The sequence below is a fragment of the Mesorhizobium sp. WSM4806 genome (assembly GCF_055811635.1).
This window is the reverse complement of sequence record NZ_JBVVQZ010000006.1, coordinates 90,761-117,410: the sequence shown is the minus strand read 5'-3', so window position 1 is coordinate 117,410 and position 26,650 is coordinate 90,761. Positions and strand designations below refer to the sequence as shown.

Sequence of the window (26,650 nt, the reverse complement as noted above, 5' to 3'; positions counted from 1 at the left end):
AGTCGAAAGCGCGTCGCGGCTGAATGGATTCATGCGAGGCGCTTTAAGTCATTGTTATGCATGACAGAGTTGTCCTGCCTCGCGACCTGTCATTGCGCAAGACACCGTCTTCAGCGCGTGTGCCGCACAAGATAGGGTTCGACCAAGGCGCGTATTTCCGCAGCTGGCGCCGCTTCGCCGGCACCACGCAGCGCCCGTTCGTAGCGCGCATAGTCGTCGACCGCGCCTTCGACATCACCGCGCGACAGCCGCTCCCTGATCAGCGCCTTGTAGACGGGTCCGGCATCCGGATAGAGGTCCAGCGCCCTCAAATAGATCGAGCGCGCTTCCTGGACGTTCCCGGTTGTCTCCAGCCGCTGGCCGATCCGCAATCCAAGATCGATCAGATCGCGACGCACTTTTTCAGCTGCGGCGAGCGACCAGAAGCTGGCTCGCTCGTGCAGGAACAACGGACCGGGGAATGCGAGGAACAGCGCTTCCGCTTCCGGTCGCAGCCCGGCCGCCTCGCCATTGGCTGTCGTTACGGATTTGAGCCGTGCATCCCAGTCGGCGAGGTCGACCCAGACCTTGTCCGACGCGAGGCGAAGCTTGCCTTCGCGCTGAACGATGAGGTCGGTCCGCCCGAGCAGCTTGCGTAGCCGATGCAGCGCCTGCTCGCATGCCGCCCGCGCCTGGTCGCCGTCGAGGTCGGGCCACAGCCAGTCCTGAACGGTCTCCAGCGAACAGGTATTGTCTTTCGAGATCGCCAGTACCCGCAGGATGTCGAGAGCCTTCGTCGATGGCTTGGCGCCGAGATTAAGAGGGTTTCCATCGAGTTCGAGCCGAAAGCCTCCGAGGACGTGGACCTTGAGCGGCCATGGCCAGGCCGTGGGCCGCCGTTGCGGCGCGTCCAATCGGCGTTCCCGGATAAGCGACCGGCAAAGCTTGGGCTCGATGCCGCGCTCAAGCGCATCGCCAAGCAGTTCGGCGAGCAATTCCGGAACGTTGAGGAGCACCATTGGCCAGCTGACGTCGCGCAGCGCCTCCATGAAGACCTTCAGCTGATTGCCGTAGCGTGGACCCTGATTGCACAGGCTCTCCAGCGCGGCCGCTGCGAGAATGCATATTTCGGTTCGCTTGCGGGCGCCGCCATCCAGCCGCGGCAGCAGGTCGCTGAGCAGCGCTGCGGCTTCGCGCGGCTTCCTGTCGGCGAGAAGCACCTGGAACTTCGTGATGCAGTGCGCCCAGCGCTCGACCATCGGCTCGTTGGCGGCCTCGCTCGCCGCCATGAAGCGCTCGCAATCCTCATAGGCGGCCGCGAAATCGCCTTGCCTGGCATGAAGCGCGGCATAGCAATTGGCGACGATGGCGACCTGTGTGCTGAAACGGCTGTCGGCGATCTCGGCCAGCCGCTCGACCACCTGGTCTAGCTCGGCAAAGTCGTTGCGGAACTTCATCTGCATCTGAAGATGATACAGGCCACCGAACTCCACACCCTTGAGCGACTCGCGCTCGCCAATCGCGATCGCCTCCCGCAACGCCGCTTCGGCCGACGGGTAGGGAAAACCCCGTCTCTTATACGGGAAGTAACGGCCGCTCTTGGCGCCAAACTCGACCAGCCACATGCCGAGCACCCAAGGCAGCACCTCCTTGTCGCTCAAATCCTCGACAACGCTGTCGACGGCCTTGGTGAACAGATCGGCCCGCATGACCGATACCGAATGCTCGATCAGCGTTTCGCTGGCAAGCAGCCGTAAGCCGCTTGGGTCGTGCTCGGGATTCCGGGTCAGCCGCTCCAGCAGTTCGGTTTCCAGCGCTTGCCCGTCCGGGCTGTTGCGGTAGTAGTCGTCGCCGAAGTTTAGCGCCCGCACCATGCCGATGCGCACCAGCATCGCTTCCTCGGAAGGCAGTTTTGGCAGGCCCCGCTCGATGATTTCGAACGCCCGGCGGGTCCAGACCGAAAGACCCTCATAGGTGCGCCAACTGTCCGTCTTGACCAGAACCGCGCGCGACACCGCAAGACAAAGCCCGCGCTGATCTTCGGCCTCGCCAAAGGCATGCCATGCCTTCGACAGCCAGTGCTCTGCCGCGGCGTCGTTCGGCATGTGGGCCACGCCCAGCCAATAGAAATGCCAGCCGTTCATGAACGCTTCCGGCAACCGGCCGGCCCATTCGATGAAGGTCGTTCGATGTCCCTGCGCCAGCACGGTCTCCGCCCGGCTCAGCATGAGTCCGCTCGCCTGGTCCCAGTCCTCTGCCTGCAAGGCGAGGTGTATGGCTTCGTCATGACGACCGGCGTCGGCGAGCACCTTTGCCGCCCTTTGTTTGAGCGACTTCTGCTCTTCTGCCGTCACACGCTGTGCGAAGCGTCGGTCGAGGAAGTCCCGCAAGAGATCGTGCAGGTGGAAAACGTCGCGGCTGTTTTCCGTTCGCGTGACCAGCAACTGCCGCCTGTAGAGCCTGTCGAGCAGCTTGCCCGCTTCGCTCGACCCGATCATCACGTCCGCCAGTTCGGCGCTGATTTCGGGCAGCAGATTGAGTTTCAGCAGCATGTCCTGGTCGGCGGCGGGAAGAGAAAGGAAGAAATGGCGGCCGAGAACGTCCGACAGGGCATTCTGCCCGCCGGGTGTCCCGGTCGTGTCGTCAGGGCCGACCGTCGAGCCGTGATCGGCGAGGAGAACCAGCCCGATCGCCCAGCCGCGCGCCGCCTCGACATCGACTGGAACGGCGCCGTTCCTCGACCGCAGCTTGACGAAATCGCGTGCTTCCGATGTCGAGAATTCGAGCGCCCACCTGTCGACGACGGCCACTTGGCCCTTGAGGACGAGGTCGCTCAGTTCGTTGTGGGGCAGCGTGCGCGAGATGCAGATGCAGCGGACCGTGTCAGGAAGTTCACGGAACATCACCGAAAGCACCGCCCGGAATTCGGGCGTGTCGGCGTCCTGCAAATCGTCGAGGACCAGAATGGTGCCGGGCTTCAACCGCGCGAAATAGGCTCTGAAGAAGCGCCTGGCGAATTCCTTCGGCTGCTCGGCATACTCGACGCCGAACACCGGCATGTCTCCAACCGCGGGTGAGGCGAGTGACTGCGCCAGATATTGAAAGAAGCGCGCGATATCCTGGTCGCCCTCGTCGATGCGGAACCACACATGCGGTGCCGCGACGCTTTCGAGGTAGTCGATGACCGCCGTCGTCTTGCCGTAGCCGGCCGGCGCGGCCACCCAGCATACGCTCGAACGCGATTTTTGACCGATCGCTTCGAGAACGCGGTTCCGCCTCAATATCCTGGCGCTGCGCGGCGCTGCCAGCTTGGCGATCCGGCCTGTGCCCGAGAGCGGGCGCCTCGCATCGGCGTCAATGGCGTCTAGGGCGGTCATCGGGGCTCCCGCTCGACCAATCATCGAGCGTCGGGTCGTGCCGTGATGACCGTCCCGCCGCCCAGATTGACCTTAGGGTAGCGCAATCGTGCGACAATTCGTAGGGGCTTCGCAGATGAAGCGGCAACGGCCTGCTGTAAGCGTCGACTGGATGCCTGCGCGACCGCGACATCAGGCAGCAGACGCGGCCGAATTGCGAGCGGCAATGGGCGACCTCGCCGCGGCCCTCGACAGAAAACAGCGTGAAGGAAAACCTGACAACACGAAGCATCTCCGGGCCTGATAAGTCCCGACGGAATCTGTTGGGGCAACTGCACGGCCTGTTCGCATCGCGACGTCTCCGGCGGTCGCAGGCGCCTGGCGACGCCTGCCAAATCACAGTGCAACTTTAGAGCACGCGCACATACGGATCGCTCGCGGAATTCGGTGTGCTGGCTCGCCGTACCAACTGCAAGCCGAGCATCGCTGCTACGATTTGAGCTCGCGCTGACGTTGCCGGTGCGAACGGCCGGTCGTTCAATCGGCCGGGACGCTTTCCTATCGCTCTCCGCTGGCTTTTGCGATGAAGCTGCGCCAACCGCCATAGGCCGAAATGTCGATTGCCTCTGACAACCCGGCGGTCTCAACCAGAAAGCCTTTGGCCGATGTCCCGTCATCGAGCTCGATCGTGCCTATGCCGAGCGGCGGCGGGATCGCGGCCACGAAGCGTCCGAACGCGTCTGGTGAAAGCCGCCAAACCTCGACATCGATCGACTTCCCGTGGCCATCGGCAACACGCACGAGCCCTGGCTTGGGCACGGACTGGCCGGCGAGCGCATAGAGCTGATAGGAGGCAACCGTCTTGGCGGCCCTGCTCAATCGCGCGCCAAGCGCGCAGAGCTGGCCATTGAGCGGCATCCCCGACAAATGCGCGCCGACGACCACGAGCTCGATCATGCCGTCATCGACGTCAGGGGTCTTGGCGACGCAGGCAGGCATTGCCCAACCAGTCGCGCCAAGGCCGAGACCGCTGGCTCGATGGACATCACGGGCGAGCGCCGCCGTCAGGGCGTCCTTGCCGGCGGCAGCAAGCAAGGTAACGCTCATCGGCAGACCGTCGTCGCGCTTGCCCGTCGGCACGGCGATGCCGCACATATCGAGCAGATTGACGAAGTTGGTGTAGGTGCCGAGCCGGCTGTTGGTGACGATCGGATCGGCCAAAACAGTCTCCAGCGAATAGTGCGTCGGCGCCGTCGGCACGCAGAAAAGGTCGACCGAGGCGATGACAGGCGCGAGCCTGGCCTTGTGGGCCTGCAGCGCATAGAGGCCTTTGAAAGCATCCGCCGCGGAAAGTTTTCGTGCGCCGCCGATGATTGTGCGCGTTACCGGGTGCATGGCTGCCTCGCTCACGTCCATGAAATCCGCGATCGCCGCATAGCGCTCGGCCACCCAGGCGCCTTCGTAGAGCAGGTTGGCGGTAGCGTAGAAATCGCCGAAGGGAATTTCGATCAGTCGGCAGCCGAGCTGTTCCAGCGTCCGCAGCGCCGTTTCGAATCCCGCTTGCATGGCCGCGTCGCCAAAAAATTCCCGATCCGCTTTTGCAGGAACCCCGACGGTCAGCGCGGGTGGACACGGACCAAGCGGCAGCGCCGCGATAGCGCACGAATAAGGATCGACGTCATCTTTGGCCGCCGCCGCCCTGAAGACGCTGTAGGCGTCATCGACGGTGAGCGCGAAGACGGAGACGCAGTCGAGCGTGCGGCAGGCCGGCACCACGCCTGTGGCCGACAGCGCGCCGACGGTCGGCTTCAGCCCGACGATGTTGTTGAGGCCGGCGGGAATGCGGCCGGATCCTGCGGTATCGGTGCCGAGCGCGAAAGAAACAATGCCGTGCGCCGTCGCCACGGCCGAGCCGCACGAGGAACCGCCCGGCACCAGTTTCGGATCGATCGCGTTTCGGGGGACCGGATAAGGTGTGCGCACGCCGACGAGGCCGGTGGCGAATTGGTCGAGATTGGTTTTTCCGACGACCAGCGCCCCGGCCGCCCTCAGACGCGCGACGACGATGGCGTCTTTCGCCGGCAAGTAGGCATATTCGGCGCAGCCGGCCGTAGTCGGCATGCCGGCAACATCGATGTTGTCCTTGACCGCGAACGGTACACCCCAGAGCGGCTTTGCCACGGGATCGAACCCGCCGAGTGCGTCGGCTTCGGCGAGCAGGTCCGCCCTGCTCGCCAGATGGATGAAGATGCCGGGATCGTCCGCTTTCGCTATGCGCTGAAACACGGTTTCAATAATGGTAGTGGCCGACATGCCGGTTGCATAGCTCGCGTGCAGGCTGCCGATATCGAAGCGGATGTCGCTCATTTCGTCTCGTCCAGAATGACCACCGGCAGATTCCACTGGATCAGCACGACGCAGCCGTCTTTCGTCCACACCGAATGCTCGGTCCCGACCGGGTTCAGGATCACACTTCCGGGAAGATAATCGCCATTCTCGTCGCTCTGGGTGCCTTCCAACACAACGATGGTTTCCAGTGCGACATGACGATGGCGCGGCACGCCGGCGCCGGGCCGATAGTTCAGGATCGCGACGGAGGGTTCGGCCGGTCCGCCCTTGAGCAGCCAATGCACCGTGATGCCGTCGCGAAAATGCTCGAATGCCAGATCTCGCCAGCCCCCATGGATGAGAGCCGGGTATGCAATGTTAGGCATCGGCAATTCCTTTGAGCACCTGGTCCGTCATCGCCGTCCAGCCGACGATCGCGCCCTGCGCCCTGATCATGGCCAGCGCGGCCGCCTTGAATTCCGGAAAATAGCTTTCCGTCGCATCCTCGGCCAGCAGGCATTCGTAGCCGCGGTCGTTGGCTTCGCGCATCGTCGTCTGCACGCAGACTTCCGTCGTAACTCCGGCGAAGACGAGCTGCTGCACGCCGAGCCGCTTCAGGTCCTCGCCGAAGCTGGTAGCGTAGAACGCGCCCTTGCCGGGTTTTTCGATGACGATTTCGCCAGGCAGCGGGGCTACCTCGTCGAGGATCGCCGTTCCCGGCTCGCCGACGACCAGCACGCGGCCCATCGGACCGACATCGCCGATTCGGATCGACGGATTGCCGCGATTGCGCTTGGCCGGCGGCAGGTCCGAAAGGTCTGACCTGTGGCACTCCATCGTGTGGATCACCGGCAGGCCGGCGGCGCGAAATCCCTGGATCAGTCTCTTCACCGTTGGCACGATCGCCGCCACCCGGCCGACGTCGTTGCCGAGGCTGGCGCCAAAGCCGCCCGGCTCGGCGAAATCGCGCTGCATGTCGATGACGACCAGCGCCATCGCCTCAGGCTTGAAGGCAAATGGAAACGGCAGCGCGTTGATCTCCGCCATCAGTGATGTCCCGCCATGTGCTCGCCGATCGTCTGCACGCTCGCCTGTGCGATCGGCGTCTCATAGACCAGCGCCCCGTCGGACATGACGAAGATGCGGTCGGAGAGCTCCAGCAGTTCGTCGAGGTCCTCCGACATCAACAGCACCGCGGCACCAGCGTTGCGTGCCCGCATGATACGGGCGCGGATTTCGGCGACGGCAGAGAAGTCGAGGCCGAAGCAGGGGTTTGACACGATGAGAAGATCGACCTCGCCGGTCAGTTCGCGGGCGAGCACAGCGCGCTGCACGTTGCCGCCGGAGAGCGACGAAATCGGCGAGGCGAGCGAGGCTGTCTTGACCTTGAACTGCTCGACCAGCCGCGTCGCATAGTCCCTGATGGCGCTCATCCGGATCCAGCTTATCGGCTTGCCGGCCTCGTTCAGGTCGAAGGTCCGGAATGCCATGTTTTCCGCCACCGTCATCCTCGGCGCGCAGGCATTGCGCAACGGTTCCTCCGGGATGAAGCGCACATTGAGCGTGCGGGCCTCGGCGCGGCTGGCGCTGTAGGGCGTTCCCTTCACCAGAACGTCGCCGGCACCACGTGTACGCTGACCGGCAAGGACTTCTAGAAATTCCTTCTGGCCGTTGCCGGAAATGCCGGCGACACCGACGATCTCGCCGGATTTCACATCGAGCTCGCCGATATTGATGGTTTTCAGGCCGGTGCGGTCGGGCGCTTTCAGCGCCTTCACCGTCAGGATTTGCCTGGCGCCGACCGGCACTGGAGCGCGGCTGTCGAGCGCGGCGATCGGCTGGTCACCGATCATCATCGCTGCCATCTGCTTGTGAGACAAATCCGATACTTTCCCCGTTCCTGTCAGTCTGCCCTTGCGCAGCACAGTGATGTCGTCGGCAAACGCCGTCACCTCGTGGAACTTGTGCGAGATCATCAGCACGGTGAGATCGCCCGCCTTGGTCATGCCGCGCACGAGGCCCAGCACTTCCTGCGCCTCGCCGGGGGTTAGCACCGACGTCGGCTCATCCAGCACCAGAAAACTGCGGCCGAGATAAAGCTGCTTGATGATTTCGAGCTTCTGTTTCTCGCCGGCGGCGAGTTCGGCCACCTTGACGTCGAGCGGCAGCTTGAACGGCATCCGCTCCATCAACTGGGCAAGTGCGGCGCGCTCCTTGCGCCAGTCGATAATCCCCGGCACCTTTTCGCGGGAAATGACCAGGTTCTCCGCACCTGTCAGCGACGGGACCAGGGTAAAATGCTGGTAGACCATGCCGAGGCCGAGCGCCGAGGCGTCCTTCGGACCGGCGATCCCGATCTCGCGGCCGTCGACCAGAATGTCGCCGGCGGTCGGGTGATAAAAGCCCATGATGCATTTGACCAGCGTCGACTTGCCCGCGCCGTTTTCGCCAAGCAGCGCATGAAACGATCCCGCCGGCACCTTGATGGAGACGTCGTCCAGCGCGGTGAAGGCACCGAAGCGCATGCTCATGCCGATCGTCTCGACGCCGACTGCCTTCTTGCCGCTTTCACGCATCACGACACCCTCATGGCAACTGCGCAACGAAGGACACCGAGTTCGACACCGCGCCGAACACGCCGCCTTGCATCTTGATCATCTTGATCGCGGCGAGATGGTTGCCGTAGTCGGTCGCCCCGCAGCAATCCTCCAGCATCACGCATTCGAAGCCGCGGTCGTTGGCTTCGCGCATCGTCGTATGCACGCAGACGTCGGTGGTGATGCCGGTCAGCACGATGTTTTCGATGCCGCGCTGGTTGAGGATCAGTTCCAGGTCGGTGGCGCAGAACGAGCCCTTTCCCGGCTTGTCGATGATCGGCTCGCCTTCGGCCGGATAGAGGTCGGGGATGATGTCCCAGCCCGGCTCGCCGCGCACCAGGATGCGCCCGCAAGGTCCGGGGTCGCCGATGCCGGCATTGATGCGGCGCGAGCGCCAGCGCTTGTTGGCCGGCAGGTCGGCGAGATCGGGCCGGTGGCCCTCTCGCGTATGAATGATGGTGTAGCCCTTCGCCCGCATGGCAAACAGCACTGATCTGATCGGTTCGATCGGCGCCCGCACCAGCGAGAGATCGTAGCCCATATGATCGACATAGCCGCCCGGCCCGCAGAAATCGGTCTGCATATCGATGATGATCAGCGCCGTGTTGTCGGGCCGAAGCTCGCCATTGTAGGGCCATGGATAGGGATCGGCATCGATGTAGCGCTGCGTGACCTCGGCTCTGGCGTTCATTGAGAAAAACTCCAGTCTGGAAACGTCATTTGGTGATCGACAGTTCGCCCGGCGCGCCGGCCAGCGAACGGCTCGGCGACGAGGTGGCGATCATGATGACGAGGGTGAGAATGTAGGGTGCGGCGTAGAACAGATAGTAGCCTTGCGTGACGCCGACCGATTGCAGCGCCGGCCCCAGCGCGCCGGCCCCGCCGAACAGCAGCGCGGCGGCAAAGCAGCCGAGTGGGTTCCAGCGCGCGAAGATGACCAGCGCCACTGCCATCAGCCCCTGGCCCGACGAAATGCCTTCGGTCCAGCTGCCGGGGTAATAGAGCGACAGATAGGCGCCGCCGATGCCGGCCAGCGCGCCACCGATGCCGGTGGCGATGAGGCGCACCGTATTCGGGTTGAGGCCCATGGCGCGCGCGGCGTCGGAACTGTCGCCGACCACGCGCAGGATCAGGCCGGCCCGGGTGTTGCGGAAAGCCCACCACAGGAATACGGCAAGTGCTGCGCCGATCAGGAACAGCACATTGACGTTGAGCGCCGCCTGCACCTGCGGAACGTCGGACCAGCCGCCAAACGGGATGGCCGGCAGGTCGGGCGCCGAGGGCTGGATGAACGGTTTGCCGAAGAAGAAGGCGAGACCCGAGCCGAACAGCATCAGCGCAATGCCGATGGCGATGTCGTTGACGCCACGGAATCTGCAGATCCAGCCGTGGAACAGGCCGAAACAAAGACCGGCGGCTGCGGCGGCCAGCAGACCGAGCCATGGTGAGCCGGTCATCACCGCGACGGCATAGGCGGTCATCGCGCCGAACACCAGTGTGCCTTCGAGACCGAGATTGATGCGCCCCGAGCGTTCGGTAATGGCTTCGCCCAGCGACACGAAGATGAAGGGCGTCGACACCCGGATGGCGCCGCCGAGCATGGCGAGCGGAACGCCCCAGAGGCCGATCTCGGTTGCGTCCATCAGGCAGTTCCCTTCAGGAGATCGGGCCTTTTCAAGAGATCGACCCTCTGCCAGAGGTCGGGATTGAAGGCCTTGAAGCGGCCGTAGAAGGTTTCGCTGAACAGGATGACGACGAAGAGCATGCCCTGCAGCACCAGCACGGTGGCATCGGGCAGGTCCATGCGGCGCTGGATCAGCCCGCCGGAGGCGTCGATGCCGCCAAGCAGGAAGGCGACCGGGATGATGGCGAGCGGATTGTGGCGGGCGAGGAAGGCGACCAGGATACCGGTATACCCATAGCCGGCGGCGAGCGAGGCGTTGGCGCTGCCTTGCACGGCGGCGACTTCCAGCATGCCGGCAAGGCCGGCAAAGCCGCCGGCCAGCGCGGTGAAACCGACAATCAGCGGTCCAACGGCAAGTCCCTGCACCTGGGCTGCCCTGACATTGCCGCCAGCGATGCGGGCGGCGAACCCCCAGCGGGTCTTTTCGATCAGCAGCCAGGACAGAATGCAGGCGATGATGCCGACGACCAGGCCCCAATGCACGTCCATGCCGGGAATGTTGCCGATGCGGTAGGCCTCAGCCAACGGCTCGGTCGACGGTTTGTTGAGCGAGGCGGGATCGCGCAGCGGTCCTTCCACCAGATGGTTCATCAGGGCGATGGCGATATAGGCCATCAAAAGGCTCGATATGGTTTCGTTGACGGCACGGTAGTGGCGTAGCGCGCCGACGGCACCGATCCAGATGCCGCCGGCGGCCAGGCCCGCCACGCCCATGGCAAGAATAACGAAAAAGGCGGGGGCGCCGCTGGCGGCCACGCCCATGGCAGCCGCGGCAACGCCGCCCAGCACGATCGCGCCTTCGCCGCCGATGACGACAAGGCCGAGCCGGGCCGGCAGCGCCACGCAGAGCGCCGCAAGCAGCAAGGGTGCGGCCCGCGACAGCGAGTTCTGGACCGAGAACCACGAGCCGAAGCCGCCGCGCCACATCGTTTCATAGAGCTGCGCCGGCGATTTGCCGACCAGCGCGATGAACAGGCTGAACAGGGCCATGCCGACAATCAGGGCCGCGAGCGGGATGACGAGGGCTTCCGCCCGCCGGGCGATCCATTCGAGCGCCGTCGGATAGCTTTTGGCGCCGAGCATCACTGGCACGCTCGCGCTGCTCACGGTGTCTGCCATGGCCCCCGTCTCCGATCCATGCTCAAGCGGTCGAGCCGACGACACCCTCGACGAGATAGTCCATGCTTTCCAGCTCGATCGCGGCTTCGACGAAGGTCTGGCCCTCGGTTGCGACGACGTCGCCCTTGTTGTTCTTCAACGGCCCCTTGATCACCGAAAAGCCGCCCTTCATCATTTCGGCGAGCGTGCCGTCGAACTGTGCGCGCGCCGCCTCGCTGACGGCGGGGCCGAGCGGGCTCATCTTGACGAAGCCGTCGGCCAGTCCGCCGCGCGTGAAATTGGGCAGCGGCTTGCCGGCCACGAGGTCGTCGACGAACATCTTGTAGACCTTCGCCCAGTTCCATTCCGCGCCGGTCAGATATTTTTCCGGCGCCAGCGGGCTCTGATTGGCATGGTAGCCGCAGATGAGGGCGCCGCGTCCCGCCGCCGTTTCGACCACCACTTTCGGGCTGTCGACATGGCAGGTGATGACGTCGGCACCCTGATCGACCAGTGCATTGGTGGCTTCCGCCTCCTTGACTGCCAGCGACCATTCGCCGGTGAAGATCACCTGGCAGGTGATGGCCGGGTCGACCGAGCGTGCGCCGAGCAGGAAGGAATTGATGTTGAGCAGGACCTGCGGAATGGGCTTTGCCGCGACGAATCCGATCTTCTTGGTCTTGGTGGCGTGGCCGGCGGCGACGCCGTTGAGATACTGGCCCATGCCGATATAGCCGAAATAGGAACCGGCATTCATCGGATGCTTGTCCTTGTTCCACATGCCGCCGCAATGGCGGAACTGCACGTCGGGGAATTTCGCGCACATGGCCAGCATGTGCGGATCGAAATAGCCGAACGAGGTCGGGAAGATCAGCGAGGCGCCGTCGAGGTTGATCATCGATTCCATCGACTTCTGGACATCGACCGTTTCGGGGACGTTCTCCTCCTCGACCACGGAGATGCCCTCGATGGCCTTCAATGTGGCGGCACCCTCGGCATGCGCCTGGTTATAGCCGTAGTCGTCCTTCGGTCCGACATAGATGAAGCCGACAGTGACGGCAGCGGCGAACGCCCTGCTGATCGGGAATGACGCCGAGGCCAGGCCGAGCGCCGCTCCGGCGGCGGAGGTCTTGAGCAGCTCGCGGCGGCTAAGTATGAATCTCTCGGTCATGTGAATGCTCCCTGTTGGACCCTTTCCGGGTCGATTAATCCCCTTCTCGTAAAAGTGCATGCAATCGCCGTGCCAGTTTAAAGGCTGGATTTTATCCAATTAAATCAGTTGGCGGGCTGATTAGCCGTGCTCAAGCGAAAGGCAATTGCATACACTTTTTGCCTTTCAATTAGCCAGTTTGACAGCCAGATTAAAATAAAGGCATAGAGGGGCGCCCGAGTCGAAACGAAAAAGACTGGACGGAGGAGAATTGTCGGGGAAGCGCAGCTTGATCAGGTCGGGCACGACCGTCGATCAGATGGTGAGGGCGATCGGTGACCGGATCGTCACAGGCTTCCTGCGCCCCGGAGAAAAGCTCGACGAGGCTTCGCTCGCTGCCCGTTTCGATGTGTCGCGCACCCCCGTCAGGGAGGCGCTTGGCCGGCTGAGCGCCATGGGGTTGGTCGAAAGGCGGCCCAACCGCGGCGCGACCGTCGCCGTGGTGACGCAGGAGCATCTTGCCTCGATGTTCGAGAGCATGGCCGAGCTTGAAGCGATCTGCGCACGGTTCTCGGCCGAGCGCATGACCGCCGGCGAACGCCGCGCGCTCGAATCCGAGCACCAGGCATCGGCGCGCCTCGTGCAATTGGGTGCGGAGGAGGACTACGAGTATTTCAACACCGAGTTCCACACTCGGCTCTATCGCGGCGCGCACAGCAAGCACATCTATGAACTGACCGTCATGACACGCAGCCGGCTGGCGCCGTTCCGGCGCGCGCAATTCATGCTGCCGGGGCGCCTGGCCAAATCCTGGCAGGAGCATGACGTCATCGTTACCGCAATCATGCGCGGTGACGGCGCCGCCGCAGGGCAAGCAGCCAAGGATCACGTCTCCACCGTCAGCGAGGCGAGCGCCGTCTTTGCCGCGGTCGACCCGATGAAACCGGCGGTGGATTCGATCGGGATGTCTTCCTAGTGGACAAAACCTGACGCGTGGTACCCGAAACGGAATACCGTTTTGACCCCGAGGCGACCTATGTCTTGCGTGTAGCGAATGGCCGCTTCGCGCCTGATGTCGGTCGTTGGACTGATTGTGGCCGCCATCCAGGAGCGGACATCCGTCGCCTAACACCCTGATCGACCAGTGCATTAATGGCCTCCGCCTCCTTGACCGCCAGCGACCATTCGCCGGTGAAGATCACCTGGCAGGTGATTGCCGGGTCGACCGAGCGTGCGCGTCACTTGCAACTTCACGAGTAGTGGAATGCCACGTGGTCAATATCGGTCCCCAACGTGAGCCCGTCTTCGATCTCGAATCGGCGGCGGCCATGCTCGAAGCCAGCGGCGACCACAGGGTTTTGAGCTGCCGTCGTTGTCAACAAACCCCACAGGCGCTAAGCTCCACGCTGGGATCAGGCAATGGAAAGTACCGATGCCGGAGCAGATGCACGCCAGGTTTTTCCATCGGCTTGTCGCCCTGTTTTTCATCCTTCTTCTCGGCGCGCATCCCGCCAGCGCCCAGAACCGCCCCGCTCCGACCCCGCTGTTCGACACTCCTGGCCTTGCCGCCGAGGCGTTGAAAGCCATCGCCGAGCGCATCGGGCGCGAGCCGCGGGTCGCGCTGGTGGATATCCGGGGCTCCGAGATGACCGTGCATGTGCAGGGCGCGCGCCCCCATCATCTCGACAAGTGGACCTGGATACGCGGCCGCGGCTTGATCATGGGCATGACGACGCAGATCCGCGGCCCGGAGATCGCCCAGCCGCTCGTCGCGACGCTCGACCCGACAACCGTCCTTTTTCCACTCGAAGGCCTGCCGCTCGACGACCTGCCCGCACTGATCGACCGGATCTCGCCCCGCGCCATGCTTGAAGAGCCAGCACTTCCGCAGTCCATTCGGATCGAGCGGCAACTCCTGCTCGTGGGCGGCACCCGCGTGGGCGAGGCGCGGATCATGGTCCACTGGAACACCGGGCGCGAAAGCTCCTACGTTTACCTCAACATGGACGGCAGCATCCACACAGCCGATGTCTCGGGCACCTTTCGCGCCCGCGGCCTCGACATGGCGCGGGATGACTGGCATCTGCCGATGGCGGCGCAGGATCTCGCCTTCTTCGGCACCCACCGCAGCATCCTTCGGGTCGAGATCGAGCCGCGAGACATCGACGTGAGCTACATGGACCCGCAGAGCCGCAGCCAGACGACGGGCATGCGCTGGACGCTGAACGGCCTCAGCGTGAACGCGCCGGTCATAGAGATGCCTGCCACGATGCGGCCGCCGACCGAGGATGTGTTCGCCTTCACCGATATCGACTTCGCAATGCTGCCCGCGCTCAAGGCGGCGGCGCTGGAGAAGGTGAACGAGCCCGGCATGCGGGTGCTGAAGATAGTGGCGAACCGTCCGATCACCAGCATCGGCACGCCACAGCTTGTCTGGACGCTCACCGTCGGCGATCCTGCGAAGCAGGGAAACTGGATCACCCGGACCGAGGGCGAGGCATGGCAGGTCGTAGCAAGCCCTGCCGGCGAGATTCTTCGGGTTATCCTTCCCCCCGGCCGACGCCCGTCGGTGGATTGGTGGACGCCCGCCAACCTACGCGACGTGATCGACCGGCTCGTTTCCACCTTTCCGGTCAGCCATCCCTTCCGCGAGATCGTGCTCGATCCGCAAGGCGGCAGGGCTCATGCCGTCGACGGGGGCGACCCGACGCTGTGGCGGGAATTCAGCATCACCGCGCACGAAATCTCCGTGTCGTCCATTGGAGGTGGACGCCATGACGGGGTGGACGGGACATGGTTCACGCTGGATACGCTCGATGGCTACAGCACGGAAGTGATTTTCGACCTCGTCTCGCGCACGTTCGAGACTATGAGCCTGCCCGATGGCTACATATCCAGGTTGACGTTTTCGCGCGGGAATACCTGGGTTCGGCCGCCGGAGGGGCAGGTGATGCTGGAAATACGGGTGGAGCACGGAATGCGCGGCGGCCGGCTCACCTGGCTCGCCGACGGGACGGAATTGGACCGTGTGATGCCATGAGCTGCGGTCAGTAATCTCTCATCGGGTGATGACAACGGTCACGCCGAGCAGGCCATGGAGAGCGTCGAATCTGCAGGCTGAATCGTGCGGGTGAAACCCGCTTATTGTTCACGACCGACTTTTTAGTAGGGTCAGCACGGCTGGCTCACCCGAAAGTCCGATATCCGGCATAAGATGAGCTCGGGAAGGTCCGACGACTGTCACAAGTACTGGTTCCGGCCAATGTCGGCTTGCGCTTCTGACGATGGGGACAATCCCGCAAGGAATCCCGGAGGGTGTGAGCCATGTGGAGGATAGGCCATGAAGTGGAAGTCGCTTCGGTCAACTGCGCTCGTCGGCCTCACCGTGGCCGCGATTCTCCTGGAGGCGCGGGCTGGGTTCGCCCTCGACGAAGGACCGTTGAACCTGCGGCTCACGTCGGCGAAGGTCGAATCGACCACTTCTCCCGCCGACGTGACTGCGATCGCGCGGTTGACAGACGGCGACGCGAAGACGGTCGCGGAGATCAACGCGACGGAAGCCACACCGCTGGACGTCACGTTCACGTTCGGTGGAGGCGTTGTGGCGCCGGAGGGGATCAGGGTCACGCTGCCGGAGGGCTCGGGCAGCGCGGCAGCTCGCGTGGAGATCCTCGTCTCGACGGCGTCGGCGCACGCCGGGTTCCGGTCCCTTCGCACTGACCCGCTTGCGGCGGAGGGCAAGCCGCAGACGTTCGAGTTCCCCACCACCGCGGCGCGCTGGATCATCGTGCGGCTCGCGCCGCAGCCCGGGGCGCGCAAGGTAGCGGCGGCGGAAGTGGAGGTCATCGGTCGGGAGGGTGAGCCGAAGAGCCACTACGCGTTCGCCGAGTCTCCGGCGAAGGCCTTGGACGTGCTCACGCGCCTCGAGAAGACGACATCGCTCAAGTTGGCGGTCTCTGACGACGAGAAGGCGATGTTCGCGAAGGCGAAGGCGGGGCGCTTGACGCCCGTGGAGTTCGCCGAGGCCGCGCTGCTGGCGTCGGGCGTGGTCGACGCGGGGAAAAGGGAGGAGTACCTGAAGCGCCTGGACGCGTTGGAGCAGCAGGCCCGCGCGGCGGTGGCGAACACGCGCACTCCCGCGGCCAAGGGCGAGGCGCTCCTCGAGTGGCTCCACAAGGGCCCGATTTCGAAGGGCTACGTGGCGCGCCAGACCGGCCTCGCGGTGATCTTCGACACGGGTACGTTCAATTGCGTGTCGTCCGCCGTGCTCTACAACGTGCTCGCGCTGCGGCTCGGGCTGGACGTGCGCGCGATCGAGGTGCCCGACCACGCGTTCTCGATCCTCTACGACGGCACGCGGCACATGGACGTGGAGACAACGAACGCCAAGGGGTTCAACCCCGCTAGGGACAAGGCCGCCATCGCCAAGTTCGAGCAGATGACGGGCTTCCGCTACATCCCCGACGCGCACCGCGACCAGCGCCGAGAGGTCCAGGAGGCGGGGCTGGCGGCGATCATCTACTACAACCAGGGCGTGTTGCTCTCGGAGGCGAAGCGCTACCACGAGGCGCTCGTGGCGAATTTCCGGGCGATGAGCCTCGACCCCGAGTTCGGCTCGGCGGTGAAGAACGCGCTGGCCGTGCTCGCGAACTGGGGAGCGGAGCTTTCGCGCGACGGCAAGTTCCAGGAGGCCCTGGAAGTCGTGACGACCGGCCTCGCGCTGGCGCCGAAGGACGCGGCGCTCGTCAATAACCACTCGGCTGTTTGGAGCCAGTGGGCGCTCAGCGCGGTGGACGCCGGCAAGCCGTCCGAGGCGCTCGCCATCCTCGAGCGAGCGGCCGCCGCGGTGCCCAGCGGGGGGTTCGAGGGGATGCAATCGCTCGTGTACATCCGGCCGGCGGACATACGGATGCGGGAGGGCCGGTGGGAGGACGCGCTCGCGGCGGCCGTGCCGGGCTTCGAGGCGCTCGCGGGCGAGCCGCGCAAGGAGCTCGAGAAGTGGCTCGGCTACTTCGGGCAGGAGTGGTCCGCCGCGCTGGCCAAGAAGGAGGGTGAGGCGAGGGCCCTTGGGGCACTGCGCGGTTTCGTGGCGCGCTTCCCCGGCAACGAGCACGTGACTTCGGCGGCGGACAGCCACGTACGCCGGATGGCGTTCGGGTTGGCCGACGCGGGGAAGTTCGAGGAGGCGCTCGCGGCGATCCAGGGGGCCAAGGATTTGATGAAAGACACAGCGGGCGTCCGCGAGGCGTCGCTTTACGTCTACGACGACTGGGCGAAACGCCACATGAAGGACGGTCGGTGGGAAATGGCGGCGGATGTGTACGTGAAGGGGTTGGCGGCGTACCCGGGCGAGGGGCTGTTCAAGGGCAACGTGGCGTATCTTGCGCAGGAGTGGACGAAAGCCGCCTACGCGAAGGGCGGCGCGAACGCGGCGGCCGAGGTGATGAAGTCGATGGCGGAGCGGTTTCCGGGGCTGACGGGCCTGTCGAAGAGTGGCGGGAATGAACTGCAACGGGCCGTAAACGCGCGCGTCGAGGAGGGGAAGTACGAGGAGGCGCTCGCGGCCTTGGAGAAGGGGCGGCAGCTGCTGGAGGATAGCGACGCGGAGCAGACGTACCTGTACGTGTACGACTTCTGGGCGAGGAACCGCATGGAGGCCGGCGCGTGGGAGGAGGCCGCGGACGTGTACCTGAAGGCGCTCGCGCGATATCCAGAGGCGGGCATGCTCAAGCAGAACGTCGCGTACCTGGGCCAGGAGTGGACGAAAGCCGCCTACACGAAGGGCGGAGCCCCGGCGGCCGCCGCGGTCGCGAAGGCCCTCGCGGCGAAGTTCCCTCGAGTCGAGTCCATCGGGAAGTCCGGCGGCCAAGGGGTGGCCCGTGTAGTCCATGACTCGATTGGAAACGGGAAGTTCGAGGCCGCGCTCGCGGCCGTGGACCAAGGGAAGGAGTTCCTGCCGGGAAACGAGGCGCAGGAGCTCTACTTCGCGGCGTACGACGGCTGGGCCAAGCGTTACATGCAGGACGGCCAGTGGGAGAAGGCGGCAGACGTCTACGAGGCGGGTCTCGGGCGGTTCCCCGCGATGGAAAAGCTTCAGGGGAACATCGGGTGGTTCGCGCAAGAATGGGCGAAGGAAGTGGCCGCTGGGCAGGGGTCGGACAAGGCCGTGGAGGTTCTGCGAGCGTTGAAGCAGAGGTTCCCGGGCCTGCAGGACGTGGCGCGATCGTCGAAGAACTACCTGAACAACAATGTGAACGCTCTCGTGCGGGACAACAAACACGAGGAGGCGCTCGCTGTGATCGAGAGGCTGAAGGACCTGGCGGAAGGGGAGGCGGACGTGGAGAGACTCGCAGTGTTCGCGTATGACCGGTGGGCGAGGAGGTTCATAGACAAGAAGGACTGGGATGGGGCGATTGCGATCTACGACAAGGGCCTCGCGCGGTATCCGGACCAACGATTGTTCGAGCAGAACAAGGCGTATTGCATCGAGCAAAAGAGCAGGTAGGAGCGGGCTGTCCGCTCACGGGTGGATCCGGCGCCCGTATGCCTCCCAGAGAGGACCCGGGTGTAGGGGGCAGGGACGGGGAGTTGCTAATGGCATCAAGTCCAGTCCCGCACAAACTGGACGAGAAAACCAAGCAAATCTCGGGGCCGTGTGTTTTGGGGGAATGACGTGAGGTGACCACTAGCAGCAATCAGGCAAACTGCCCAATCCGTCGGCGATGCGATGATTTTCGCGTCACTCGCGCGAATGCTCGATGCCTCACAGCTCCACAAATGCCGGCCTTTTGGCCTGTTCGGCATTGGCATGCTCCTTGCTTCGTTGGTGATGTGCAGAGCGTCTAGGGTTCCGGCCGCAACACAGCGGTGCTGGTCCAAGAGATGCGACCGCCAGGGATGCACTGAGGCATCCGGCGGAACACGGCGGGCCAAAATCCCGGGAGAACCCTGCACGGGTTTGCTGGCGCGAACCTCTCCCGGATGCGCGCTCGCAAACCCCAACATTAAATCCGGTCGCAATCCGGATCGCGAACAGGGGTACGCAATGCTTCGCAAGCTGGCCGCAATCATCCTAGCCGCATCACTCGGCCTTCCCATCGCTTCCGCCGCCGACGCGGCGCCCAAGAAAGACTTCAAGATATGCTGGTCGATCTATGTCGGCTGGATGCCGTGGGGCTATCTCTCCGACAGCGGCATCATGAAGAAATGGGCCGACAAAAACGGCATCAATGTCGAGATCACCCGCATCAACGACTATGTCGAAAGCATCAACCAGTACACCGCCGGCGGTTTCGACGGCTGTTCGATGACCAACATGGACGCGCTGTCGATCCCCGCAGGCGGCGGCGTTGACACCACCGCCTTGATCATCGGCGACTTCTCCAACGGCAACGATGCGGTGATCCTCAAGGACAAGGCCGCGCTCGCCGACATTGCCGGCCAGAAGGTCAATCTCGTCGAGCTCTCCGTCTCGCATTACCTGCTGGCGCGGGCACTGGACACGGTCAAGCTCGCCGAGAAGGACATCACCGTCGTCAACACGTCCGACGCCGACATGGTCGCCGCCTACGGCACCAGCGACGTCACCTCGGTCGTTACCTGGAACCCGCTGGTTTCCGAGATCGTCGCCATGCCGGGTGCGCACAAGGTTTTCGATTCCGCGCAGGTTCCCGGTGAGATCATCGACATGATGGTCGTCAACACCGAGACGCTGAAGGACAATCCGGCATTGGGCAAGGCGCTTGTCGGTGCGTGGTACGAGGTGATGGACCTGATGATCTCCGACACGCCGGAAGGCAAGGCAGCCAAGGAGGAGATGGCCAAGGCGTCCGGCACCGACCTCGCCGGCTTCGACGCGCAGCTTGCCTCGACGGCAATGTTCTTCGACCCCGCCAAGGCGGTCGAGTTTACCGAAGGCAGCGAATTGCCGAAGACGATGGATCTGGTCCGCAACTTCCTGTTCAGCCACGGCATTCTCGGCACCAATGCGACGAGCGTCGACGTCGTCGGCATGAGCTTTGCCGACGGATCGACGCTGGGCGACGCCAAGAACGTCAAGCTGCGTTTCGATCCAGCGTTCATGGCCGAGGCGGCAACCGCAACGCCCTGACCCGACATGCTGGCCAAGGGAATGAGTGCCAGGGATGAAGCCTCCGCGACGGGCGGTGAGGGCACCACGCGCCCTTCCCGGCCAAAGCCGAGGGTGCGCCTTCGCATGATCAATGCGAAGGTTTCGCGCGGCGGCGCCTTGTTCCTCGGCGGCTTGCCGTTCCTGTTCGTGGCGATCGCCTATCTGATCGCTTCGGCGCAACGACTGGCGGTCAATCCCAGCGACAAGCTGCTGCCTTCGCCGGTACAGATGTGGTCGGCCTTTCTTGACCTTGCCACGGTGCCGGACAAGCGCTCGGGCGACCTCATCCTGTGGGTCGACACCTATGCCAGTCTCCTCAGGCTGTTCGCGGGCGTGGGCGTTGCCACGGTCGCCGCGCTTTCGCTCGGCATTGCCATCGGCTTCATCCCGCGGGTGCGGGCGTTCCTGCTGCCCTTCGTCACCGTCGTTTGCGTCATCCCTCCGCTGGCGCTGCTGCCGATCCTGTTCATCGCGCTCGGCCTCGGCGAAACGGCCAAGATCACGCTGATCGCCGTCGGCGTCGCGCCGGTGATGGTGCGCGACATCGCCAACCGGGTGATGGAGTTGCCACCAGAACTGGTGGCCAAGGCGCAAACGCTTGGCGGCAACAGCTGGACCACGGTCTTGCGGCTGGTGCTGCCGCAGATCATGCCGCGCCTCATCACTTGCGTGCGGCTGGCACTCGGGCCGGCCTGGCTGTTCCTGATCGCCGCCGAAGCCATCGCCTCGACCGAAGGGCTGGGTTACCGCATCTTCCTCGTCCGCCGCTATCTCTCGATGGACGTCATCCTGCCCTATGTCGCCTGGATCACGCTGCTTGCCGTGATCACCGACTGGCTGCTGGTGCGGCTGTCGCGGGCAATCTCCCCTTGGGCACATCCGGTGGAGGCCAGATGATCCGCATCGTCGTTCACGGGCTGGAAAAGAGTTATGGCGATGCCCGCGTGCTCGAGCGGGTCAACGTCACCGCCGAAGCCGGCGAATTCCTGTCGCTGGTCGGCGCCAGCGGCTGCGGAAAATCGACGTTCCTGCGCATTCTGCTCGGCCAGGAGCAGCAGAGCAGCGGCGTCGTCATCGTCGGCGATGGTCCGATCGTGCCCGAGCCGACGCCGCAGCGCGGCATCGTCTTTCAGCGCTATTCGGTGTTTCCGCATCTGACCGCCATCCAGAACCTGCTGCTGGTCGAAGACTTTCGCTCGGGCGGGCCGTTTGGCCGCGTCTTCGGCGCCAGGCGCAGAAACGCCAGGCAACAGGCCGAGGCCATGCTGGCGCGGGTTGGCCTCGCCCATGCGCGCGACCTCTATCCGGCATCGCTCTCCGGCGGCATGCAGCAGCGGCTGGCGATTGCGCAGACCTTGCTCGGCCGGCCGCAGATCCTGCTTCTCGACGAGCCGTTCGGGGCGCTCGATCCGGGCATCCGCGTCGAGATGCACGACCTGCTGACCGAGCTCTGGACCGAGCATGGCATGACGGTGGTGATGGTCACCCACGATATCGGCGAGGCCTTCAAGCTCGGCACCCGTGTGCTGGTCTTCGACAAGGTGCGCCACGATCCGCAGTTCCCGTCGGCTTACGGCGCGACGATCACCTACGATTTGAAGCTCGATCGCAAGACCCGGGCTTCCTCTCATCACTTGGCCAAGGTGGCCGCGATGGTCGGGACGACCCGGCCGGATACAGCAACGGCGACGACGGCGTCGTAACGGAGAGTTTGAATGTCCAGAGATATCCCCGAACGCAGCCACCGCCGGGCAGGGCTCGTCGCCCGGGCGGCCAGGGAGCGTTTTCACCACCCCGATTTCGACGCCCGCGGCACGCAGGGCTGGAAATCTATCGAGGCCGAGGGCAAGCTGCCGGAAAGCGGCTGGCGCAAGGAGCAGCAATGGGCGCTCGACATGGGCCTGCCAGGGTCGGAGTCGATCGTCGACAAGTCGATCCCGACATTCGCGCGCGGCGAGCTGCCGCATTTCGCCGGCATCAACACCTTTCTCAAGGCGCCCTATGTCGAGAACGTCCGCGACGTCGGCAAATATGATGCTGCCGTCATCGGCATTCCTTTCGACAGCGGCACCACTTACCGGCCGGGAACCCGCTTCGGGCCGCAAGGCATTCGCCGCATCTCGGCGCTGTACACGCCGTACAATTACGAGCTCGGCGTCGATTTGCGCGAGCAGATGATGCTGTGCGACGCCGGCGACGTCTTCACCATTCCCGCCAACCTGGAAAAGAGCTTCGACCAGATCACCAAGGGCGTCAGCCATGTCGCTTCGTCCGGCGCGCTTCCGATCATGCTGGGCGGCGACCACTCGATCGGTTTCCCTTGCGTGCGCGGCATCGCCGATGTGACCTCGAAGCGCATCGGCATCATCCATTTCGACCGCCATATCGACATCCAGGAAAAGGATCTCGACGAGCGCATGCACACCACGCCCTGGTACTGGGCGACCAACCTGCCGAACGTCTCGGCGACCAATCTCGTGCAGCTCGGCATCGGCGGCTGGCAGGTCCCGCGCTACGGCGTCGCCGAGGCGAGAAAACGCGGCACCAACGTGCTGACCATTGCCGACATCGAGCAGATGGGGCTTGAGAAGGCGGCGGAAATCGCGCTCGAGCTCGCATGGAAGGACACCGACGCCGTCTACATCTCTTTCGACGTCGACAGCCTCGATTGCGGTTTCGTGCCCGGCACGGGCTGGCCTGAGCCGGGCGGCTTCCTGCCGCGCGAGGCGCTGAAGCTGCTTGGGCTGGTGACGGCTCCCGGCATTTGCGGCCTGGAAGTGGTCGAGGTCTCGCCGCCCTACGACACGTCGGACATCACCGCGCTGTTCGGCGTGCGCGTCGTCGTCGAGGCGCTGGGCTCGATGGTCGCGCACGGCAATCTCGGCAAGCACAAATCGATCATCGACAAACCGGTGAGTTTTTGACCATGCACGACGATCATCACCACAGTCATGGCCACGACGGCGGCCACAATCATCACGGGCCGAACGGTCATCATGACCATCCGCACGCCCCCGGCCACAATGGGCCCGCTGGCAAGCCGCTGCAATGGCAGACGCCGCATCTGCCGGAGCAGGCTCACGAGCTGCCGGTTGATCCCGCATCGGTCGATCTCGACCTGGTCGAAACCGCCTTCCTCGAAGGCTTTGCGCGGGCGCCGGACCCATCCAGCTTTCTGCGTCTGGCCGGCATACCCTTTGTCGGCGAGAGGGCCGACGGCGTGCGGCTTCATCTCTTGCGCGTCGAGACTGAGGATCTGGTCGACGTCGGCGCGGTCATGCCGCTCGTCGGCGGCACCGGCGTCGCCTATCACCCGCTGCCGGCGCGCCTGACATCGCACCGCCGCCGCCTCGCTTTCATCTATCACGATGGCAGCGAGCAAAAGCCGCTCGGCTTCGCCGCCGCGCGCTCCCTAGCAGACCGTTCCGCCGCTTCGCAATTCCCCGTTCCCGGGCACTGAAACCAGAACCCGTCATTCTCATCAAACAGGTGCAACCATGAAAACTTTGGCAAGCATGAAGATATTTGCAAGACTTGGCATCCTTTCAGCTCTCGCCGCCGTCACACCGTCGCTGGCGTTTGCCCATAGCGGCGGCGCTCACGTCCACGGCTTTTTCGCCGGCCTCGAACATCCGCTGTTCGGCATGGATCATCTGCTCGCAATGGTTGCAGTCGGCATGATCGGCGCCCGTGCCGGCGGGCGCAGCATTGTCCTTGTGCCGCTGTTCTTTGTCTCGGCCATGGTCGCAGGGGCCTTGCTCGGCATGGCCGGCATCGGCCTGCCTTCGCTTGAAACCGGCATCGCGCTGTCGCTTGTGGTCTTCGGCGCGATGGTCGGCCTCGCCAAGCCGCTGCCGCTGGCCGCCGCGGCGGCACTGACGGCCCTGTTCGGCCTCTTCCACGGCAACGCCCACGGCATTGAGAGTCCCGAGAGCGCCGGCGGCATCGCCTACGCCGCTGGCTTCATGCTCGCCACGTCGATGCCGCATGCAATCGGCATTCTGTCCGCTGTCAAGCTGGCTCGTTGGCCGACGACGGTCCGCACCGCTGGAATCGCCACCTCGCTGGTTGGAATGGCCATGGCGGCCCAAGCTTTTTGAGACATAGGCAGTCGGCGAACAGAACTGGAAAGCAGATGAGCCAGAAGTGGTCGATGAGGCTGCGGCGCGTCCGCGATTTGCTGTACCAGATCCTGAAGGTCCGAGCCCAACGGCTTTGAGGGGCGCGGTATTCGCGTCCCTCCGGTCGAAATGAGCGTCAGAACTCGAGCGCCTGCCTGAGCGCCGGACCGCTCCTGACACGCAGATCGAGGTCGGCCTCGATATGGTCGATGTGGTGCAGCATCAGGGCGCTGGCGCGTTCGGAATTGCCATTTTCCAGCGCCTCCAGGATATTCATGTGTTCGCTATGGCCGCAGCTCGAGAGGCCCGAGCGGCCGTAGAGCGCGATCACCAGCGATGACCGCGCCACCAGTTCTTCCATGAAGCGCTGGAGGATGGCGTTTCCGGCAACCGAAGCCAGCAGCAGGTGAAAATCGCCCGAAGCCTTGATTTCCGAGCGTCTTGCATTTGGTCCGCGTTCGGCAATGAAGCGGCCCTCTTCATCCAGCTGCGCCTTGAAGGCAGCGACATGGTCCGGCGTCATCCGCCCGGCTGCGGCAATCGCTATGCCGGGCTCGATGAGCCGGCGCGAAGCAAAGACCTGACGCGCTTCCTCCGGCGACGGGTTGGCGACGAAGGCGCCACGATTGCGCTCGGTCCGCACCAGGCCTTCGAAGGAGAGCATCTGCAGCGCCGCGCGCGCCACGGTGCGGCTGACATCGAATAAAGTGCCGACCTCGCCTTCCGACAGCTTGGTTCCGGGCGCCAGCCGGCGGTCGACGATCGCGTCGCGCAACTGGTCGCGGATCGCCTGGGCGCGATCCTCGTTGGCACTGTCGACAGCAGGGAAAGTCTGGTCGGCTATATTCATGATGGTCGTCCCTGCACCTTTCTACCCTGAATCGGGTCGCTTGCACGAGGGACAAAGTGAATACGATGCCGAAAAAGATTGCATACGATTTTTGCGAGAATCGCTGGCGATCGCCTATAATTTGTGCATTCTCAGGCATGCCGTTTCGAAGGGCAGCCGGAGGCAATTCTGATTTTCCCAAGGAATCAAACGTTTGAGGCCGATCTAGGGCAGTTGGCATGCATGATGCTTTGCTTAAGTTGATTTAGAGAGGAAGCCGGATGTCCAAAGCCGCCGAAATCGACATCGTGTCCGTTTCGAAGATCTATGGCGCGACGACTGCCGTCGAAGACATCAGCTTGAAAATCCCCGCGGGAACCTATTGCTGCCTGCTCGGGCCGTCCGGCTGCGGCAAGACCTCGACGCTGCGCATGATTGCCGGGCACGAAACCATATCGAGCGGCGACGTGCGTCTCGGCAACACGGTGGTCACCGACCTGCCGCCGGCCAGGCGCGGCACCGCCATGATGTTCCAGTCCTACGCGCTGTTTCCGCATCTCGACCTGATCGACAATGTTGCGTTCAGCCTCAAGATGAAGGGCGTCGGCAAGGAAGAGCGCCGCGCCAGGGCGCTCGATATGCTGAAGCTGATGCAGATGGAGGGCTACGCCGGCCGCCGCCCGGCGCAGCTTTCGGGCGGACAGCAGCAACGCGTCGCTCTGGCCCGCGCGCTGATCACCGACCCCGAAGCGCTGCTGCTCGACGAGCCGCTGTCGGCACTCGATCCATTCCTGAAGATCCGCATGCGGGCGGAACTGAAGAAGCTGCAGACGTCGCTCGGCATCACTTTCGTCCACGTCACCCACAGCCAGGAGGAGGCGATGGCGCTCGCCGACCTGATCGTGGTCATGAATGACGGCCGTATCGAGCAGGCGGCGCATCCGCGCATCGTCTTCGAGCGGCCGGCCACCGCGTTCGTAGCCCGCTTCATGGGCGATCACAACGTCGTCTCCGGCCGCGTCAGCGGCAGCCGCGACGGCATGGTTGTCTTCGATGTGCCGGGTGGGGCCTCGCTTGCGGCCAGCGGGCAGGGCAGGGCGATCGGCGAGCCGATCGATATCGCCATTCGCACCGACCATGTGCGGATCGGCGACCCACTGGCCACCGGGCTCGGCTTCACTGGCATCGCTTCCAACGTCGAATACCGCGGCTCGACCGTAAAACTCTCGGTCAATGGCGCCGGCATTGAGGATTTTACCGTCATCGTCGACGACACCAGCTTCTTCGCCAAGCCGGTCGCCGTCGGCGACGCGGTGCCGATCGCCTGGGACGCCGAGGACGCGATCGTCCTTGGTCGTCTCGATTCCTGAACCAGAA

20 protein-coding genes and 1 riboswitch are annotated in these 26,650 nt (G+C 64.2%); of the genes, 10 read left to right on the top strand and 10 right to left on the bottom strand.

Annotation, left to right across the window (positions count from 1 at the left end; all coding sequences use genetic code 11):
- Window positions 1-110: 110 nt before the first annotated feature.
- The 9 genes from AC0L2M_RS11605 to AC0L2M_RS11565 all read right to left on the bottom strand — a co-directional run bounded on the left by AC0L2M_RS11605 (window position 111) and on the right by AC0L2M_RS11565 (window position 12,213).
- A complete protein-coding gene (locus tag AC0L2M_RS11605) occupies window positions 111-3,356 on the bottom strand; it encodes a winged helix-turn-helix domain-containing protein (RefSeq protein ID WP_473534906.1) in 3,246 nt (1,081 codons plus the stop codon).
- A gap of 537 nt (window positions 3,357-3,893) precedes the next feature.
- A complete protein-coding gene (gene atzF, locus AC0L2M_RS11600; RefSeq protein ID WP_473534905.1) occupies window positions 3,894-5,702 on the bottom strand; it encodes an allophanate hydrolase in 1,809 nt (602 codons plus the stop codon).
- Window positions 5,699-6,049, bottom strand: coding sequence for a cupin domain-containing protein (locus tag AC0L2M_RS11595; protein ID WP_473478737.1), 351 nt, complete (start codon window positions 6,047-6,049; stop codon window positions 5,699-5,701). Before AC0L2M_RS11595 ends, atzF begins: the two co-directional genes overlap by 4 nt.
- Complete coding sequence (locus AC0L2M_RS11590) at window positions 6,042-6,710, bottom strand: cysteine hydrolase family protein (protein ID WP_473534904.1); 669 nt, start codon at window positions 6,708-6,710, stop codon at window positions 6,042-6,044. Before AC0L2M_RS11590 ends, AC0L2M_RS11595 begins: the two co-directional genes overlap by 8 nt.
- Window positions 6,710-8,239: an ABC transporter ATP-binding protein gene (locus AC0L2M_RS11585; protein WP_473535010.1), complete on the bottom strand. Its 1,530-nt coding sequence runs from the start codon at window positions 8,237-8,239 to the stop codon at window positions 6,710-6,712. The genes AC0L2M_RS11590 and AC0L2M_RS11585 overlap by 1 nt, the downstream gene beginning before the upstream one ends.
- Before the next feature lie 10 nt (window positions 8,240-8,249).
- On the bottom strand, window positions 8,250-8,951 hold the full coding sequence (biuH, locus tag AC0L2M_RS11580; RefSeq protein ID WP_287374995.1) for a biuret amidohydrolase: 702 nt from the start codon (window positions 8,949-8,951) through the stop codon (window positions 8,250-8,252).
- A gap of 25 nt (window positions 8,952-8,976) precedes the next feature.
- Complete coding sequence (locus tag AC0L2M_RS11575) at window positions 8,977-9,903, bottom strand: ABC transporter permease (RefSeq protein WP_287063052.1); 927 nt, start codon at window positions 9,901-9,903, stop codon at window positions 8,977-8,979.
- The gene (locus AC0L2M_RS11570) at window positions 9,903-11,063 is read right to left on the bottom strand and encodes an ABC transporter permease (RefSeq protein WP_473534903.1); all 1,161 of its coding nucleotides are present in this window, start codon (window positions 11,061-11,063) and stop codon (window positions 9,903-9,905) included. Before AC0L2M_RS11570 ends, AC0L2M_RS11575 begins: the two co-directional genes overlap by 1 nt.
- 22 nt (window positions 11,064-11,085) lie before the next feature.
- The gene (locus tag AC0L2M_RS11565) at window positions 11,086-12,213 is read right to left on the bottom strand and encodes a BMP family ABC transporter substrate-binding protein (protein WP_473534902.1); all 1,128 of its coding nucleotides are present in this window, start codon (window positions 12,211-12,213) and stop codon (window positions 11,086-11,088) included.
- A 268-nt stretch (window positions 12,214-12,481) separates the two neighbouring features.
- Between AC0L2M_RS11565 and AC0L2M_RS11560 the strand changes: the two genes are divergently transcribed.
- From AC0L2M_RS11560 to AC0L2M_RS11520, 9 genes are all read left to right on the top strand, one after another.
- Window positions 12,482-13,168: a GntR family transcriptional regulator gene (locus AC0L2M_RS11560; protein WP_473534901.1), complete on the top strand. Its 687-nt coding sequence runs from the start codon at window positions 12,482-12,484 to the stop codon at window positions 13,166-13,168.
- Between the two features lie 456 nt (window positions 13,169-13,624).
- Window positions 13,625-15,232 carry a hypothetical protein gene (locus AC0L2M_RS11555; protein WP_473534900.1) on the top strand — a complete coding sequence of 536 codons (1,608 nt, stop codon included), beginning with the start codon at window positions 13,625-13,627 and terminating at the stop codon, window positions 15,230-15,232.
- A 300-nt stretch (window positions 15,233-15,532) separates the two neighbouring features.
- Complete coding sequence (locus tag AC0L2M_RS11550; protein WP_473534899.1) at window positions 15,533-18,697, top strand: hypothetical protein; 3,165 nt, start codon at window positions 15,533-15,535, stop codon at window positions 18,695-18,697.
- 326 nt (window positions 18,698-19,023) lie between these two features.
- Window positions 19,024-19,138: riboswitch (guanidine-I (ykkC/yxkD leader) on the top strand.
- Between the two features lie 99 nt (window positions 19,139-19,237).
- Complete coding sequence (locus tag AC0L2M_RS11545; protein ID WP_473534898.1) at window positions 19,238-20,302, top strand: putative urea ABC transporter substrate-binding protein; 1,065 nt, start codon at window positions 19,238-19,240, stop codon at window positions 20,300-20,302.
- A gap of 105 nt (window positions 20,303-20,407) precedes the next feature.
- Window positions 20,408-21,220, top strand: coding sequence for an ABC transporter permease (locus tag AC0L2M_RS11540; RefSeq protein WP_128171902.1), 813 nt, complete (start codon window positions 20,408-20,410; stop codon window positions 21,218-21,220).
- Entirely contained in the window at window positions 21,217-22,026 is an 810-nt protein-coding gene (locus AC0L2M_RS11535) for an ATP-binding cassette domain-containing protein (RefSeq protein ID WP_287171725.1), read from the top strand. Before AC0L2M_RS11540 ends, AC0L2M_RS11535 begins: the two co-directional genes overlap by 4 nt.
- 12 nt (window positions 22,027-22,038) lie before the next feature.
- Window positions 22,039-23,247, top strand: a complete 1,209-nt coding sequence (locus AC0L2M_RS11530) for an agmatinase family protein (protein WP_473534897.1) — start codon at window positions 22,039-22,041, stop codon at window positions 23,245-23,247.
- Window positions 23,248-23,249: 2 nt separating this feature from the next.
- A complete protein-coding gene (locus tag AC0L2M_RS11525; protein ID WP_128171905.1) occupies window positions 23,250-23,783 on the top strand; it encodes a hypothetical protein in 534 nt (177 codons plus the stop codon).
- A 37-nt stretch (window positions 23,784-23,820) separates the two neighbouring features.
- Window positions 23,821-24,423 (top strand): HupE/UreJ family protein, encoded by a 603-nt coding sequence (locus tag AC0L2M_RS11520; protein ID WP_473534896.1) that lies wholly within the window; start codon window positions 23,821-23,823, stop codon window positions 24,421-24,423.
- A gap of 157 nt (window positions 24,424-24,580) precedes the next feature.
- Here AC0L2M_RS11520 and AC0L2M_RS11515 read toward each other — a convergent pair whose 3' ends face one another.
- Window positions 24,581-25,294, bottom strand: coding sequence for a GntR family transcriptional regulator (locus tag AC0L2M_RS11515; protein ID WP_473534895.1), 714 nt, complete (start codon window positions 25,292-25,294; stop codon window positions 24,581-24,583).
- A 260-nt stretch (window positions 25,295-25,554) separates the two neighbouring features.
- On the opposite strand from AC0L2M_RS11515, the gene AC0L2M_RS11510 reads away from it, so the two are divergent.
- The gene (locus AC0L2M_RS11510) at window positions 25,555-26,643 is read left to right on the top strand and encodes an ABC transporter ATP-binding protein (protein WP_473524723.1); all 1,089 of its coding nucleotides are present in this window, start codon (window positions 25,555-25,557) and stop codon (window positions 26,641-26,643) included.
- Window positions 26,644-26,650: the final 7 nt, after the last annotated feature.

What these genes read in the sequence shown, in the direction of transcription:
- AC0L2M_RS11605 (WP_473534906.1), bottom strand. Translation starts at nt 3,356, where the DNA reads ATGACCGCCCTAGACGCCATTGACGCCGATGCGAGGCGCCCGCTCTCG.
- atzF (WP_473534905.1), bottom strand. Translation starts at nt 5,702, where the DNA reads ATGAGCGACATCCGCTTCGATATCGGCAGCCTGCACGCGAGCTATGCA.
- AC0L2M_RS11595 (WP_473478737.1), bottom strand. Translation starts at nt 6,049, where the DNA reads ATGCCTAACATTGCATACCCGGCTCTCATCCATGGGGGCTGGCGAGAT.
- AC0L2M_RS11590 (WP_473534904.1), bottom strand. Translation starts at nt 6,710, where the DNA reads ATGGCGGAGATCAACGCGCTGCCGTTTCCATTTGCCTTCAAGCCTGAG.
- AC0L2M_RS11585 (WP_473535010.1), bottom strand. Translation starts at nt 8,239, where the DNA reads ATGCGTGAAAGCGGCAAGAAGGCAGTCGGCGTCGAGACGATCGGCATG.
- biuH (WP_287374995.1), bottom strand. Translation starts at nt 8,951, where the DNA reads ATGAACGCCAGAGCCGAGGTCACGCAGCGCTACATCGATGCCGATCCC.
- AC0L2M_RS11575 (WP_287063052.1), bottom strand. Translation starts at nt 9,903, where the DNA reads ATGGACGCAACCGAGATCGGCCTCTGGGGCGTTCCGCTCGCCATGCTC.
- AC0L2M_RS11570 (WP_473534903.1), bottom strand. Translation starts at nt 11,063, where the DNA reads ATGGCAGACACCGTGAGCAGCGCGAGCGTGCCAGTGATGCTCGGCGCC.
- AC0L2M_RS11565 (WP_473534902.1), bottom strand. Translation starts at nt 12,213, where the DNA reads ATGACCGAGAGATTCATACTTAGCCGCCGCGAGCTGCTCAAGACCTCC.
- AC0L2M_RS11555 (WP_473534900.1), top strand. Translation starts at nt 13,625, where the DNA reads ATGCCGGAGCAGATGCACGCCAGGTTTTTCCATCGGCTTGTCGCCCTG.
- AC0L2M_RS11550 (WP_473534899.1), top strand. Translation starts at nt 15,533, where the DNA reads ATGAAGTGGAAGTCGCTTCGGTCAACTGCGCTCGTCGGCCTCACCGTG.
- AC0L2M_RS11545 (WP_473534898.1), top strand. Translation starts at nt 19,238, where the DNA reads ATGCTTCGCAAGCTGGCCGCAATCATCCTAGCCGCATCACTCGGCCTT.
- AC0L2M_RS11540 (WP_128171902.1), top strand. Translation starts at nt 20,408, where the DNA reads ATGATCAATGCGAAGGTTTCGCGCGGCGGCGCCTTGTTCCTCGGCGGC.
- AC0L2M_RS11535 (WP_287171725.1), top strand. Translation starts at nt 21,217, where the DNA reads ATGATCCGCATCGTCGTTCACGGGCTGGAAAAGAGTTATGGCGATGCC.
- AC0L2M_RS11530 (WP_473534897.1), top strand. Translation starts at nt 22,039, where the DNA reads ATGTCCAGAGATATCCCCGAACGCAGCCACCGCCGGGCAGGGCTCGTC.
- AC0L2M_RS11525 (WP_128171905.1), top strand. Translation starts at nt 23,250, where the DNA reads ATGCACGACGATCATCACCACAGTCATGGCCACGACGGCGGCCACAAT.
- AC0L2M_RS11520 (WP_473534896.1), top strand. Translation starts at nt 23,821, where the DNA reads ATGAAAACTTTGGCAAGCATGAAGATATTTGCAAGACTTGGCATCCTT.
- AC0L2M_RS11515 (WP_473534895.1), bottom strand. Translation starts at nt 25,294, where the DNA reads ATGAATATAGCCGACCAGACTTTCCCTGCTGTCGACAGTGCCAACGAG.
- AC0L2M_RS11510 (WP_473524723.1), top strand. Translation starts at nt 25,555, where the DNA reads ATGTCCAAAGCCGCCGAAATCGACATCGTGTCCGTTTCGAAGATCTAT.